General features: G+C 62.6%; 13 protein-coding genes. 12 read left to right on the top strand and 1 reads right to left on the bottom strand.

The annotated features are described in order from the left end of the window. Positions 1-47 precede the first annotated feature (47 nt). Positions 48-251, bottom strand: coding sequence for a hypothetical protein (locus tag AAHB08_RS18700; RefSeq protein WP_202048062.1), 204 nt, complete (start codon positions 249-251; stop codon positions 48-50). Positions 252-392: 141 nt separating this feature from the next. On the opposite strand from AAHB08_RS18700, the gene AAHB08_RS18705 reads away from it, so the two are divergent. The 12 genes from AAHB08_RS18705 (at position 393) to AAHB08_RS18760 (ending at position 13,735) form a co-directional block, all read left to right on the top strand. Continuing rightward, positions 393-1,658 (top strand): cytosine deaminase, encoded by a 1,266-nt coding sequence (locus AAHB08_RS18705; protein ID WP_342059745.1) that lies wholly within the window; start codon positions 393-395, stop codon positions 1,656-1,658. Positions 1,659-1,746: 88 nt separating this feature from the next. Further along, a complete protein-coding gene (crcB, locus tag AAHB08_RS18710; RefSeq protein ID WP_139438501.1) occupies positions 1,747-2,124 on the top strand; it encodes a fluoride efflux transporter CrcB in 378 nt (125 codons plus the stop codon). Positions 2,125-2,189: 65 nt separating this feature from the next. Continuing rightward, a complete protein-coding gene (gene ubiE / locus AAHB08_RS18715) occupies positions 2,190-2,942 on the top strand; it encodes a bifunctional demethylmenaquinone methyltransferase/2-methoxy-6-polyprenyl-1,4-benzoquinol methylase UbiE (RefSeq protein ID WP_139438504.1) in 753 nt (250 codons plus the stop codon). Between the two features lie 8 nt (positions 2,943-2,950). Further along, entirely contained in the window at positions 2,951-3,559 is a 609-nt protein-coding gene (locus AAHB08_RS18720) for a ubiquinone biosynthesis accessory factor UbiJ (RefSeq protein WP_342059746.1), read from the top strand. Continuing rightward, the gene (ubiB, locus tag AAHB08_RS18725) at positions 3,559-5,199 is read left to right on the top strand and encodes a ubiquinone biosynthesis regulatory protein kinase UbiB (RefSeq protein WP_139438510.1); all 1,641 of its coding nucleotides are present in this window, start codon (positions 3,559-3,561) and stop codon (positions 5,197-5,199) included. The genes AAHB08_RS18720 and ubiB overlap by 1 nt, the downstream gene beginning before the upstream one ends. Before the next feature lie 40 nt (positions 5,200-5,239). Next, on the top strand, positions 5,240-5,488 hold the full coding sequence (gene tatA / locus AAHB08_RS18730) for a Sec-independent protein translocase subunit TatA (RefSeq protein WP_025328841.1): 249 nt from the start codon (positions 5,240-5,242) through the stop codon (positions 5,486-5,488). A gap of 3 nt (positions 5,489-5,491) precedes the next feature. Then, positions 5,492-5,953, top strand: coding sequence for a Sec-independent protein translocase protein TatB (tatB, locus tag AAHB08_RS18735; protein WP_342059747.1), 462 nt, complete (start codon positions 5,492-5,494; stop codon positions 5,951-5,953). After that, positions 5,950-6,705: a twin-arginine translocase subunit TatC gene (gene tatC / locus AAHB08_RS18740; RefSeq protein WP_342059748.1), complete on the top strand. Its 756-nt coding sequence runs from the start codon at positions 5,950-5,952 to the stop codon at positions 6,703-6,705. Before tatB ends, tatC begins: the two co-directional genes overlap by 4 nt. A 188-nt stretch (positions 6,706-6,893) precedes the next feature. After that, positions 6,894-7,679: a TatD family hydrolase gene (locus AAHB08_RS18745; protein WP_342059749.1), complete on the top strand. Its 786-nt coding sequence runs from the start codon at positions 6,894-6,896 to the stop codon at positions 7,677-7,679. A 3-nt stretch (positions 7,680-7,682) separates the two neighbouring features. Then, positions 7,683-8,702, top strand: coding sequence for a porphobilinogen synthase (hemB, locus tag AAHB08_RS18750; protein ID WP_342059750.1), 1,020 nt, complete (start codon positions 7,683-7,685; stop codon positions 8,700-8,702). A gap of 221 nt (positions 8,703-8,923) precedes the next feature. Further along, on the top strand, positions 8,924-10,966 hold the full coding sequence (gene prlC, locus AAHB08_RS18755; protein ID WP_342059751.1) for an oligopeptidase A: 2,043 nt from the start codon (positions 8,924-8,926) through the stop codon (positions 10,964-10,966). A 204-nt stretch (positions 10,967-11,170) separates the two neighbouring features. After that, positions 11,171-13,735: a sensor domain-containing phosphodiesterase gene (locus AAHB08_RS18760; protein ID WP_342059752.1), complete on the top strand. Its 2,565-nt coding sequence runs from the start codon at positions 11,171-11,173 to the stop codon at positions 13,733-13,735. The last annotated feature ends 31 nt before the right edge of the window (positions 13,736-13,766 follow it).

Raw genomic sequence — 13,766 nt, forward strand, 5'->3', positions numbered from 1 at the left:
GAAAACGAAAGCCTCCCTGAAAAGGGAGGCTTTTTTGTTTTTACCATTCAGCTCATCGAGATCTGTCTGGCATCGAGATAGAAGCGGGCCTGCCCGGAAGCCTCTATCTGAATGGCTGCGACCAGCTGTTCGTTCCGTCTGTACTCCCACTGTTCGTCGATCATGGTCAATGGGGGCTTGTTGATGCCCAGCGTCTGCAGATACTCGTGAAACAAGCCTGCGCTGCCGATCTCGGTCAATCCTGCACTCATCCCGGTCCACTCCCTTTATCGTTGCTCTCCTTCAATGATGTCAGTCTCATCTGCATTCTGTGTGAACGCTTTTCTATTAAATTGATCCGAGCTAAGTTGTGGATTGGCAAAGGCAATCAGCGTCTCTAAGGGGAAAGGTACATGTTGATAAAGAATGTGCGTCTGAGTGGCAGGGAGGGGCTGTGGCAGATCCTGTGTCAGGATGGTCTGATCAGGACCATAGCCCCCATGAGCCAGATCCTCCTCTCCACCCGGGAACTGGATGGGGAGGAGGGGATGGCGATGCCCCCCTTTATCGAGCCCCACATTCACCTCGATACTACCCAGACCGCCGGTGAGCCGAGCTGGAACCTCTCCGGTACCCTGTTCGAGGGGATAGAGCGCTGGGCCGAACGCAAGGCGCTGCTGACCCATGAAGATGTGAATCGGCGGGCCATACAGACGCTGAAGTGGCAGATCGCCAACGGCATCCAGTTCGTTCGCACCCATGTGGATGTCTCCGACCCCAACCTGGTGGCCCTGAAAGCCATGCTGGAGGTGCGGGAGGAGATGAAGGCGTGGGTCGAGCTGCAGATAGTGGCCTTCCCGCAGGAGGGGATCTTCTCCTATCCCAACGGCAAGGCCTTGCTGGAAGAGGCGCTCAGGTTGGGCGCCGACGTAATAGGCGCCATTCCCCATTTCGAGTTCACCAGGGAGTATGGGGTCGAAAGTCTGCATTACGTCTTCGATCTTGCCGAGAAGTATCAGGTTCTGGTGGATGTGCACTGCGACGAGATCGATGACGAGCAGTCCCGCTTCATCGAGACCCTGGCGACGCTCGCCTACGAGCGTGGTATCGGCCATCGCGTCACCGCCAGCCACACCACCGCCATGCACTCCTACAACGGGGCCTATGCCTCTCGCCTGTTCCGATTGCTCAAGATGGCGGACATCAACTTCGTCGCCAATCCGCTGGTGAACATTCACCTGCAGGGACGTTTCGATACCTACCCCAAGCGCCGTGGCATCACCCGGGTGAAGGAGATGCTGGAAGCGAACATCAACGTCTGCTTCGGCCACGACGATGTGTTCGATCCCTGGTATCCCATGGGAACGGCCAACATGTTGCAGGTGCTGCACATGGGGCTGCATGTCTGCCAGATCATGGGCTACGAGCAGATCAACGACGGCTTGAAGCTCATCAGCAGCCACAGTGCCCGCACCCTGAACGTGCAGGATCGCTATGGCGTCGAGGTGGGAAAACCGGCCAACCTGCTGATCCTGCCCGCCGAGAGCGGCTTCGATGCGGTGCGTCGTCAGGTGCCGGTGCGCTACTCCATCCGCCATGGCCGCGTGATTGCCGAGACCCGGCCAGCGCAGACCTCCCTGCATCTGGATCAGACAGAGCCGGTGGATTTTCGCCGATGAGGCGGCCAATCCCGCAGATTAATTGCCCCGCTATCCCCGCTTGCCGGCATTTTGCATAATGTCGGCCTGACACTTATGGAGCCCCCTCATGCAAACCTGGTTATTTGTCGCGGCCGGTGGTGCCATCGGCGCCTGCCTTCGTTTTGGTATCGCCGAGTTGATGGCGCTGCTGCTGGGACGCCACTTCCCCTACGGCACTCTGGTGGTCAACGTGGTGGGCTCCTTCATCATGGGCATCGCCTTTGCGCTGATCAGCCATGGCCATGTGGTGGAACACCCCATGAAGCCGCTGCTGATGGTGGGTATCCTCGGTGCCCTGACCACCTTCTCCTCTTTCGCCCTGGATACCGTGGTGCTGGCACAGCAAGGCGCCTATCTGAAGGCACTGCTCAACATAGGTCTCAATCTCTTCCTCTGTATGGCCATGGTGATGCTGGGGATGCAGTTGGTTGCCAGCCGGGTTTAAGGTGTCCGCAGGTCACCGGCTCTGGTAAACTGGCGGCCATTCTTTGCTCTATGGGTGTTTGAGGGATGTCGGAACAGACTAATACTACGCATTTTGGCTATAAAACCGTGGCGGCGACCGAGAAGGAAACTCTGGTGGCTGGCGTCTTCCATTCGGTGGCGGCCAAGTATGATCTGATGAACGATCTGATGTCATTCGGCATTCACCGCCTGTGGAAGCGCTTCACCATCGACTGTTCCGGTGTGCGCAAGGGTCAGAAGGTGCTGGATCTGGCCGGTGGCACCGGGGATCTGACCGCCAAGTTCTCCCGCATCGTCGGCGAGACGGGTCAGGTGGTGCTGGCGGACATCAACGACTCCATGCTCAAGGTGGGCCGCGACAAGCTGCGCAACCTGGGGGTGGCGAACAACGTCTCCTACGTGCAGGCCAATGCCGAGGCGCTCCCCTTCCCGGACAATCACTTCGACGTCATCACCATAGGCTTCGGCCTGCGCAACGTGACCGACAAGGACAAGGCGCTGGCCTCCATGTTCCGGGTGCTCAAGCCGGGTGGCCGTCTGCTGGTGCTGGAGTTCTCCAAGCCTTCGACCGAGGTGATCGCCAAGCTCTACGATCTCTACTCCTTCAAGCTGCTGCCGAAAATGGGCGAAATCGTCGCGAACGACGGGGAAAGCTACAAGTACCTGGCCGAATCCATTCGCATGCACCCGGATCAGCAGACCCTGGCGGGCATGATGGAGCAGGTCGGCTTCGAGCAGGTGGAGTTCTACAACCTGACTCAGGGTGTGGTCGCCCTGCACCGTGGTTACAAGTTTTAAGGTCGCCTATGCCGATGGATGCCATGGTCACCGCGGTGATCGAAACCAGCCTCAACCAGTTGCTGAGCCTCGACAAGCAGAGCCCGGCGCGGCTGCGCAAGCTCGTGGGCAAGGTGCTCAAGCTGGAGCTGCGCGAGCTCAAACCGCTCTGGTTTGTCTTCTCCGAGCGTCGACTTGACGTGCTGGCCCGCTATGAAGGGGAGCCAGACGCCGTGCTGAGCCTGTCGTTGACGGCGATCGGCCTGCTGAAGGATCCTTCCGCCCTGACTCGCTATATCCGCGAGGAGAAGCTGGACTTGAGCGGCGATCCCCAGCTGGTGCAGGCCTTCAGCGCCCTGCTGGGGGAGCTGGACATCGACTGGGAGGAGGAGCTGTCGCGCTATACCGGCGACGTGCTGGCTCATACCCTGTGTGGCGGCGCCCGTCAGGCCCGTCGCGTGGTGGGCCGCGAGTTGTGCCGCTCCCAGCGCCAGCTGGCCGAGTACCTCACCGAGGAGGCCCGCCTCGCCCCCGGCCCGCTGGAAGTGGCGAGCTTCAACGACGACGTCGAGCTGCTGGCACAGCACATGAAGGCGGTCGAGTTGCGGCTCGCCCGCCTCGAGCAGCAGGTGAGCTGATGACCCCCAAGGAGTTCAAACGCCTCTATCGCATCGTCAGCATCCTGCTGGAGCAGGGTATCGACGAGCTGGTTCCCGCCCGCTATCAACCCTGGCCCGGACGCCTGGTGCGCCGCAGCCTGTTCTGGCTCAAGAACAAACAGCCGGAGCTGTGCCGGGGCGCCCGCATTCGCCTCGCCTTCGAGGCCCTGGGCCCCATCTTCATCAAGTTCGGCCAGATGCTGTCGACCCGCCGGGATCTGCTGCCACCGGACATCGCCGAAGAGCTGGCTCTGCTGCAGGACAGGGTGCCCCCCTTCTGCGGGCAGGAGGCCAGGCGCCAGATAGAGGCGAGCCTGGGTTGCCCCATCGAGACGCTGTTCGATGACTTCGACGAGACGCCGCTGGCATCCGCCTCCATTGCCCAGGTCCATACCGCCCGCTTGAAGGAGAATGGCCGGGAGATCGTCATCAAGGTGATCCGTCCCGACATAGAGCCCGTCATCGAGGCCGATCTGCGGCTGATGCAGGCGCTGGCCCGTCTGGTGGCCCGTTTCGTGCCCCAGAGCGCACGGCTGCGCCCCGTCGAGGTGGTGGAGGAGTACCGCAAGACCATACTCGACGAGTTGAATCTCATGCGCGAAGCCGCCAACGCCATCCAGCTGAGGCGCAACTTCACCGGCTCGGAGGCGCTCTATGTGCCCGAGGTCTACACGGATCACTGCCGCGAGCAGGTGCTGGTGATGGAGCGCATCTACGGCATTCCCGTCTCCGACATCGCCGCGCTGGAGGCCAACGGCACCAACATGAAGCTGCTGGCGGAGCGCGGGGTCGAGGTCTTCTTCACCCAGGTGTTCCGTGACAGCTTCTTCCATGCGGACATGCACCCGGGCAACATCTTCGTCTCCTACGAGCATCCGGAGAATCCGCTCTGGATCGGCATCGACTGCGGCATAGTCGGCACCCTGAACCGGGAAGACAAGCGCTACCTGGCGGAGAACTTCCTCGCCTTCTTCAACCGCGACTATCAACGGGTGGCGCAGCTGCACGTGGAGTCCGGCTGGGTACCGCCCGACACCAAGGTGGACGAGTTCGAGTTCGCCATCCGTACCGTGCTGGAGCCCATCTTCGAGAAGCCGCTCTCCGAAATTTCGTTCGGCCACGTGCTGCTCAACCTGTTCAACACCGCCCGTCGCTTCAACATGCAGGTGCAGCCCCAGCTGGTGTTGCTGCAGAAGACCCTGCTCTATGTGGAAGGGCTGGGGCGCCAGCTCTATCCCCAGCTGGACCTGTGGCAGACCGCCAAGCCCTACCTGGAAAGCTGGATGCACGAGCAGGTGGGCCCCAAGGCGGTGCTCAACGCGATCCGCGAGAAGGCCCCCTTCTGGGCGGAGAAGCTGCCGGAGCTGCCGGAGCTGGTCTATGAGACCCTGCGCCAGGCGCGGCATCAGCAGCACCACTTCGAGCAGATGTTCGCCGATTTTCGCCTGCACAGCCGCCGTCAGGGACAGGCCCGCTACCTCTTAGGGGTGGGAGCCAGCCTACTGTTGGTGGGTGTATTCTTGCTGACCCAGAAACAACATATTGAGTGGGGACAAATCAGTCTCGCCGGCGCCGGGTTATGCTGGCTGCTGGGCTGGTTGAAGACCCGCATTCATTAATTAAACTGCGCCATCAGGCGCCTATCCTGGAGAGAAAGTCATGGGTGGTATCAGTATTTGGCAATTGTTGATCATCGCAGTCATCGTCGTGCTGCTGTTCGGTACCAAGAAGCTGCGCGGTATCGGCGGCGATCTGGGTGCCGCCGTGAAGGGGTTCAAGAAGGCGCTGTCGGATGATCCGGCCGATGCCAAGCCCGAGCAGAAGGATGCGGAGTTTCCGGCCAAGCAGCTGAACGAGACGGCCAGCAGTGCCGAGACCGCCAAGCAGAAAGACAAAGATCAGGCCTAAGCCATGTTCGACATCGGTTTTTGGGAGCTGGTCGTCATCGGTGTCGTCGCCCTGGTGGTGCTGGGTCCCGAGCGGTTGCCGGTCGCCATCCGTACCGCCAGCCACTGGATCAGGCTGATCCGCAGTACCGCCAACTCGGTCAAGACAGAGCTGGAGCAGGAGCTGAAGTTGCAAGAGCTGCACAATGATCTGAAGAAGGCCGAGCAGTTGCAGATGAACAACCTGAGCCCAGAGCTGCAGGAGTCCATCGAGCAGTTGAAGGCGGCGGCCCAGTCGGTGAACCGTCCCTACCAGCCACAGCAGGAAACGCAGAACGAGATCCGCCCGCCACGCTCCGAGCCGGTCGCCCAGGCTGAACCCGTCGCCCCGGTGGAGCCTGCCGTGCAGCTGACCGAGGTGCCGCCGGTCAACAGCCAGCGCGAGCCCGTCAGCGAGTCTGCCGGCAAGGGGGAGGTGAAGCCATGAGTCAGGCCGAACAACCCCTTATCAGCCACCTGGTGGAGCTGAGAACCCGTCTGCTGCGCTCCATCTCCGCCATCCTGCTGGCGTTTGTCGCGCTCATCTATTTCTCCAACGACATCTACGATTTCGTGGCCCGGCCGCTGCTCAGCCAGCTGCCTGAAGGGACCAGCATGATAGCGACGGACGTGGCGACTCCCTTCATCACGCCCATCAAGCTGACCCTGGTGGTCTCCTTCTTCGTGGCCATCCCCTATCTGCTCTATCAGGCCTGGGCCTTCATCGCCCCCGGCCTGTACCAGCACGAGCGGCGTCTCGTCATGCCGTTGGTGGCCTCCAGTGCCGTGCTCTTCTATGCCGGCATGGCGTTCGCCTACTACGTGGTGTTCCCCCTGGTGTTCGGCTTCTTCACCAGCACGGCCCCCGCCGGGGTGACGGTGGCGACCGACATTGCCAGCTATCTGGACTTCGTGCTGACCCTGTTCTTCGCGTTCGGGGTGGCGTTCGAGATACCTGTGGCCACCATATTGCTCTGCTGGACCGGGGTCACCACCCCCAAGAGCCTGAAGGAGAAGCGCCCCTACGTCATCGTCGGGGTCTTCGTGGTCGGCATGCTGCTGACCCCGCCCGATGTCTTCTCCCAGACCCTGCTGGCGATCCCCATGTGGGCCCTGTGGGAGATAGGTCTCTTCTTCGCCCGCTTCTATGTGAAGAAAGAGGACGAGGAAGAGCAGGAACAACCGGATGTGGAGAGCTGAGGCTCTGTTCGTCATCTGTTTGCCGGACGGTGAGAGGATGACGAAGTCCGCAGGAATAGCAGAACGAGGGGAGCTGAGGCTCCCTTCCTCTTTTCATGCATCCGTTCGAGGCGTATGGTGATGGCCCATCGAGTAGATGGTTTTCAAATACCTGATATGCATTCCTTTTGTTCGGAACCTCTGATCCCATGATCGACATTGGTCTCAACCTCACCAGCCCCCAGTTTGCCGGCGAACAGCCAGCACTGGTGGCCCGCGCCCGCGCCGCCGGGGTGGAGGCGCTGATCCTGACCGGTACCGATCTGGCCGGCAGCCGCGAGAGTGCGGCACTGGCCGCCGAGTGGCCCGGTTACTGCTTCTCCACCGCCGGGGTGCATCCCCACGATGCCAAGAGCGTGGATGAGCAGACCCTGCCCGCCTTGCGCGCGCTGGCGGCGCTGCCCCAGGTGGTGGCCATCGGCGAGTGCGGCCTCGACTACAACCGCGACTTCTCCCCCCGTCCGGTGCAGGATGCGGTGTTCGACACCCAGCTGGCGCTGGCCGCCGAGCTGGGGATGCCGGTGTTTCTCCACTGCCGCGATGCCCACACCCGCTTTGTCGAGATCCTGCGGCCCTGGTTGCCCAGATTGACGGGGGCCGTGCTGCACTGCTTCACAGGCTCCGACGAGGAGCTGGACGAGTGCCTGGCGCTGGGGCTGCATATCGGGGTGACCGGCTGGCTGTGCGACGAGCGGCGCGGCCAGTTGCTGCGCGAGCAGGTGGCGCGCATTCCCGCCGGTCGCCTGATGATCGAGACCGATGCTCCCTATCTGGTGCCGCGGGATTTGAAACCGCGTCCGAAACGCAACGAACCCGCTTTTTTGCCGCACATCGCCCAGGTGGTGGCGGCCTGCCGTGGTGAAGCGCCCGAGGCCTTGCTGGCCCATACCCGGGCCACCTCCGCCGCATTTTTCCAACTTCCTCTTCTGGAGTGATTCATGGCCATAACTCTTCCGGGCGCCTTTCCGGGTCGCCGCCTGCGCCGGGTGCGCAAACATGATTTCAGCCGTCGTCTGGTGCGCGAGAACCAGCTGACCGTCAACGATCTCATCTATCCGGTGTTCGTGCTGGAGGGGGAGGGTCAGCGTGAGGCCGTCGCCTCCATGCCGGGGGTGGACAGGCTCTCCATCGATCTGCTGCTGGCGGAGGCCGAAGAGCTGGTGGCCCTCGGCGTGCCCGCCATCGCCCTGTTCCCGGTGACGCCGCTGGCGCAGAAGAGCCTGCTGGCGGAAGAGGCCTACAACCCGGACGGGCTGGCCCAGCGGGCGACCCGTGCTCTCAAGGCCCGCTTCCCGGAGCTCGGTGTCATCACAGACGTGGCGCTGGACCCCTTCACCACCCACGGTCAGGACGGCATCATCGATGACGAAGGCTATGTGCAAAACGACATCACCACCGGGATCCTGGTGAAGCAGGCGCTCTCCCACGCCGCCGCCGGGGCCGACATAGTGGCGCCGTCCGACATGATGGATGGCCGCATCGGAGCGATTCGCGCCGCGCTGGAAGAGAACGGCTTCGTCAACGTCCAGATCATGGCCTACTCCGCCAAGTACGCCTCCAGCTACTACGGCCCGTTCCGTGATGCGGTGGGCTCCGCCGCCAACCTCGGCAAGAGCAACAAGGCCACTTATCAGATGGATCCGGCCAACGGCAACGAGGCCCTGCACGAGGTGGCGCTGGACATCGCCGAAGGGGCTGACAGCGTCATGGTCAAGCCGGGTATGCCCTATCTGGATGTGATCCGCCAGGTGAAGGATCAGTTCGGGGTGCCGACCTTCGCCTACCAGGTGAGCGGCGAGTACGCCATGCACATGGCGGCGATCCAGAACGGCTGGCTGAAGGAGAAAGAGTGCGTGCTGGAGTCCCTGCTCTGCTTCAAGCGGGCCGGTGCCGACGGCATCCTCACCTACTTCGCCAAACGGGTCGCCCAGTGGTTGAAAGAGGACGGCCAACGCTGAGACGGGTAGCGTCGATGCCCTCACAATGCCGGCCCTTTGGCCGGCATTGTCGTCTCTGGATGCAGGATCGCTGCATTAATGAGCAGCTTTTGGCGAAATCTGGGCAGCAGACCCGGCTCTGGGCGGCAAAGGCTTGATAAATGGGGTTTCTGCCTACATCTTAGATGGTCCAAGCAAGCTTCTGGACGGCAGGGGCTGCAGAGCATTTAGAGGTACCGCAGATGACTAACCCTTTGCTGACGATGGACTCGCTGCCCCCCTTCAGCCAGATCCAGCCCGATCAGGTGCAGCCTGCCGTGACGCAGGCCATCGCCGATTGCAAACAGAAGATTGCCGATGTGCTGGCGCAGAAGGAGCACCACACCTGGGACAGCCTGATCGCCCCGCTGGAAGAGGTCAATGACCGCCTGTCCCGGATCTGGTCGCCGGTCAGCCACCTCAACGCCGTACAGAACAGCGAGGCGCTGCGCGCGGCCCATGACGCCTGCCTGCCGCTGCTCTCCGAATTCCAGACCTATGTGGGCCAGCATGAAGGCCTCTATCAAGCCTATCTGGCCCTCTCCGAGAGCGACGACTTCCTCCTGCTGAGCGGCGCCCAGCGCAAGGAGATCCAGAATACCCTGCGCGACTTCCGCCTCTCCGGTATCGGTCTGCCCGCCGAGGCGCAGCAGCGCTATGGCGAGATCCAGTCTCGCCTCTCGGAGCTGGCCTCCCGCTTCAGCAACAACGTGCTGGATGCGACCCAGGGCTGGAGCAAGCTGGTGACCGACGAGGCTGAATTGGCCGGTCTGCCCGCGAGCGCGCAGGCGGCCGCCCGCCAGATGGCCGAACTCAAGGGCAAGGAGGGGTGGCTGTTCACCCTGGATATCCCCTCCTACCTGCCGGTGATGATGTATGCGGACAACCGTGCCCTGCGGGCCGAGCTGTATGAGGCCTTCACCACCCGTGCCTCCGACCAGGGCCCCAATGCGGGCAAGTGGGACAACTCCGCCATCATGAGCGAGCTGCTCACCCTGCGCCGCGAGCTGGCCCAGCTGCTGGGCTTTGCCAACTACGCCGAGCTCTCCCTGGCCACCAAGATGGCGGACAAGCCCGAGCAGGTGGTGAGTTTCCTCACCGATCTGGCGGCCAAGTCCCTGCCCCAAGGCAAGGCCGAGCTGGAGGAGATCCGCACCTTTGCCGCCGAGCAGCACGGCCAGAGCGAGCTGGCGGCCTGGGATCTCGCCTACTACGCCGAGAAGCTCAAGCAGCACAAGTTCTCCATCTCCGACGAGCAGCTGCGCCCCTACTTCCCCGCCAGCAAGGTGGTGAAGGGGCTGTTCGAGGTGGTGAAGCGGGTATTCGGCATGAAGGTGCGCGAGCGCCTCGGCATCGACACCTGGCACCCGGACGTGCGCTTCTACGACATCTTCGATGCCGAGGACGAGCTGCGCGGCAGCTTCTACCTCGATCTCTATGCCCGGGAACACAAGCAGGGCGGCGCCTGGATGGATGTCTGCCTCGGTCGTCGCTACCGTCAGGACGGCTCGCTGCAAAAGCCGGTGGCCTACCTGACCTGCAACTTCAACGGCCCGGTGGATGGCAAGCCGGCCCTGTTCACCCACAACGAAGTGGTCACCCTGTTCCACGAGTTCGGCCACGGCATTCACCACATGCTGACCCGGATCGACGTGGCCGGCGTGGCCGGCATCAATGGCGTGGCCTGGGATGCGGTGGAGCTGCCGAGCCAGTTCCTCGAGAACTGGTGCTGGGAGTCCGAGGCGCTGGCCTTCATCTCCGGCCATCATGAAACCGGCGAGCCGCTGCCCGCGGATCTGCTGGAGAAGATGCTGACCGCCCGCAACTTCCAGGCGGCGATGCAGATGCTGCGTCAGCTGGAGTTCGCCCTGTTCGACTTCCGTCTGCACCAGGAGTTTGACCCGGCCAATCCGGATCAGATCCCGGCCCTGCTGGCGGAGGTGCGCAGCCAGGTGGCCGTGATGACGCCGCCGGCGTTCAACCGCTTCCAGCACAGCTTCTCCCACATCTTCGCGGGTGGCTATGCGGCGGGCTACTACAGCTACAAGTGGGCCGAGGTGCTCTCCGCCGATGCCTTCTCCCGTTTCGAGGAGGAGGGGATCTTCAACCCGGCCACCGGCCAATCCTTCCTGCAGCACATTCTGGAGAAGGGGGGATCCAAGGAGCCGATGGAGCTGTTCCGCGCCTTCCGTGGTCGCGAGCCCAAGGTGGATGCCCTGCTACGTCACAGCGGGATAGCCGCCTGAGGCCCGGCGCCTTCGCCGGCGTGAGCTTCAAGCAGGTACAGATTTGCGACATAGTGGGATCACAGCGTGATTTTTGAGAGAAAAAGGGACCTTTTGGTCCCTTTTTCCAAGGCTTTTTAATATCTTGCGGAGTGCATGTTTGCACTGGCCCCGCCTCTTCAGTAGAGTCGGGTTCTACCTTCCAAGGAGAGAAAGAACCTTGCCATGAGGCGAGCACTCGAGTCTGTCTATCAAATCATCTCCAGCCTGTCTCATTCGAGTGGTCAGGGATATTTTGATACCTTTGTGAGTGAAATCGCCAACGCGGTCGGGGCTGACTTCGTCCTGGTTTCAGGCAAGGATCAGGCCGGGCTCTTCTTCACCGTGCATGCCGCCTATCCGGCCTCTCTCGACATCAATTCCTACAGCTTCCCCCTCGCGGACACCCCGGGCGAGATCGCCATGCAGCAGGGAGAAGCCTGGTTCAGCGATCGTACCCGGGAGCTGTTTCCCCATGCGGCCGTGCTGGAACGCTGCCAGGTCAGGGCCTATGCCGGCGTCGCACTGAAGAGTGCCGAGGGGGAGACCCTGGGGCTGTGCAGTGTCATGTTCAAGCGGGCCACCCCCAGAATGGACAAGATCATGGGGCTGCTGCGGCTGCTGGCGCCGCTCGCCGGCCGTGAACTGGCCCTGATGTATCAGCAGCAGCGTCAGTCGCCCCCAACCCAGCCGGAATGCCCCGACTTCCTGGACACCATGATGTCCCATGCACCGGTCGGCATCGGCAAGCTCGATCTCAACGGCACCATCCTCTGGGTCAACCCGGCCATCGAGAAGATGCTGGGCTACAGCCAGCAGGAGCTGCTGCGGCTCACCGTCGCCGAGCTCAACCACCCAGACGACTGGCTGACCAGCATCCCGCTCTACGACGCCCTCAAGCGGGGAGAGCGCCCCGCCTTCACCCAGGAGAAGCGCTACCTGCACCGGGACGGCTCTGTGCTGTGGGGCCGGTTGACTGTGACCCTGATCCGCAACGAGCAGATGCATCCGGACTACCTCATGGTGGTGCTGGAGAACATAGATCCCATGAAGCGCCATGCGGAGCAGCTCAAGCTCTCCCACCGGGTCTATGACAACCTCTCCGAGGCCATCCTGGTGTGCGATGCCGACAGTCGCATCATCTCGGTGAACCCGGCGTTCGAGAAGATCACCGGCTACAGCGAGGAGGAGGCCCGCGGCCAGCGTCCCAGCCTGCTCAAGTCCGGGCTGCACGATCAGACCTTCTACGCCGACATGTACCACGCCCTGGAGCGGGTGGGGATCTGGCGCGGCGAGGTGTGGAACAAGCGCAAGAACGGCAAGCTCTATCCCCAGCAGCTGATGATCAGCGCCCTGCGGGAAGGGGGCAGGATCAGCCAGTACATCGCTATCTTCAGCGATCTCTCCCAGACCAAGCTGGCGGAGCAGAAGATCGCCGCCCAGGCCAACTACGACAACCTCACCGGGCTGCCGAACCGCTGGCTGTTCGGCCGCTGTCTCGCCCGCTTCTGCGAGCGGGGGGAGCGCTTCGCGCTGATGGTGCTCGACCTCAACAACTTCAAGGCGGTCAACAACAGCATGGATCACCATGTGGGCGATGCCCTGCTGCGAGAGGTGTCGGATCGGCTGGTGAGCCGGGTGCGCACCGAGGATCTGGTGGCCCGCATCGGTGGCGACGAGTTCGCCTTCCTGGTGCCCGGCATCGTCAACCGCCGCCAGGCCGAGGTGTTTGCCAAGCAGGTGATCGGCGGCTTCGCCCGCCCCTTCATGCTGGCCAATCAGCACCTCTATGTGACCGCGACCCTCGGCATCACCCTCTGCCCCAACGACGGCGGCGACAGCGACGAGCTGCTGCGCAATGCGGAGCAGGCGCTGTTCGTCGCCAAGCGGCAGGGACGCTCCCTCGGTACCTACAGCGCCTCCATGCGCGAAGAGGTGAGCCAGCGCCACCAGATGCAGCAGGATCTGGCGGAGGCCATCAAGCTGGCGCAGCTGACCATGGCCTATCAGCCCATCTGGGACAATCGCAGCGGCCGGGTCGCCAAGCTGGAGGCTCTGGTGCGCTGGTATCACCCCCACTGGGGTCAGGTCTCGCCGGCAGACTTCATCCCGCTGGCGGAAGAGGCGGGGCTCATCCAGGGGCTGGGTGCCCTGGTACTCTGGCAGTCGTGCCGGGATCTGGCGAGGCTGCAGAAGTCCGGTTTCCCGGAGTTGCAGATGTCCATCAACCGCTCCACCCTGGAGTTCCAGACCATAGATCCCGAGGCGAACGAGTGGCTCAGGGTGATCCGCCACTTCGACCTGGACCCGGCGGACATCATCATAGAGATCACCGAGTCCCTGCTGATGGAGAGCAGCGATCAGCACAGGGTGCGGATCGATGCCCTGCGCGAGGCCGGCTGCAAGCTGGCCATCGACGACTTCGGCACCGGCTACTCGGCCCTCAACTACCTGCGCACCTTCCCGGTGGATCTGGTCAAGATAGACAGATCCTTCGTGCGCCACATCCCCTTCAACGAGCAGGACAGGCTGCTGCTGGACGGCATCATCAACATAGTGCACAACCTCGGCATGCAGGTGGTGATCGAGGGGGTGGAGACCCGGGAGCAGCTCAACTTCCTCTGCCAGAAGGGCTGTGCCTTCACCCAGGGCTATCTGCTCAGCCGCCCGCTGCCCTATGACGATCTGGTGGAATACCTGACCCTCAATCGCCAGGGGATGAACCTGGCCAACCTGACCACAGTGAGCTGATCCCCCGCTTCTGCTATCATGCTCGCTTCCG

This window comes from Aeromonas sp. OTU364, assembly GCF_038440395.1.
GTDB lineage: Bacteria > Pseudomonadota > Gammaproteobacteria > Enterobacterales > Aeromonadaceae > Aeromonas.

What these genes read in the sequence shown, in the direction of transcription:
- AAHB08_RS18700 (WP_202048062.1), bottom strand. Translation starts at nt 251, where the DNA reads ATGAGTGCAGGATTGACCGAGATCGGCAGCGCAGGCTTGTTTCACGAG.
- AAHB08_RS18705 (WP_342059745.1), top strand. Translation starts at nt 393, where the DNA reads ATGTTGATAAAGAATGTGCGTCTGAGTGGCAGGGAGGGGCTGTGGCAG.
- crcB (WP_139438501.1), top strand. Translation starts at nt 1,747, where the DNA reads ATGCAAACCTGGTTATTTGTCGCGGCCGGTGGTGCCATCGGCGCCTGC.
- ubiE (WP_139438504.1), top strand. Translation starts at nt 2,190, where the DNA reads ATGTCGGAACAGACTAATACTACGCATTTTGGCTATAAAACCGTGGCG.
- AAHB08_RS18720 (WP_342059746.1), top strand. Translation starts at nt 2,951, where the DNA reads ATGCCGATGGATGCCATGGTCACCGCGGTGATCGAAACCAGCCTCAAC.
- ubiB (WP_139438510.1), top strand. Translation starts at nt 3,559, where the DNA reads ATGACCCCCAAGGAGTTCAAACGCCTCTATCGCATCGTCAGCATCCTG.
- tatA (WP_025328841.1), top strand. Translation starts at nt 5,240, where the DNA reads ATGGGTGGTATCAGTATTTGGCAATTGTTGATCATCGCAGTCATCGTC.
- tatB (WP_342059747.1), top strand. Translation starts at nt 5,492, where the DNA reads ATGTTCGACATCGGTTTTTGGGAGCTGGTCGTCATCGGTGTCGTCGCC.
- tatC (WP_342059748.1), top strand. Translation starts at nt 5,950, where the DNA reads ATGAGTCAGGCCGAACAACCCCTTATCAGCCACCTGGTGGAGCTGAGA.
- AAHB08_RS18745 (WP_342059749.1), top strand. Translation starts at nt 6,894, where the DNA reads ATGATCGACATTGGTCTCAACCTCACCAGCCCCCAGTTTGCCGGCGAA.
- hemB (WP_342059750.1), top strand. Translation starts at nt 7,683, where the DNA reads ATGGCCATAACTCTTCCGGGCGCCTTTCCGGGTCGCCGCCTGCGCCGG.
- prlC (WP_342059751.1), top strand. Translation starts at nt 8,924, where the DNA reads ATGACTAACCCTTTGCTGACGATGGACTCGCTGCCCCCCTTCAGCCAG.
- AAHB08_RS18760 (WP_342059752.1), top strand. Translation starts at nt 11,171, where the DNA reads ATGAGGCGAGCACTCGAGTCTGTCTATCAAATCATCTCCAGCCTGTCT.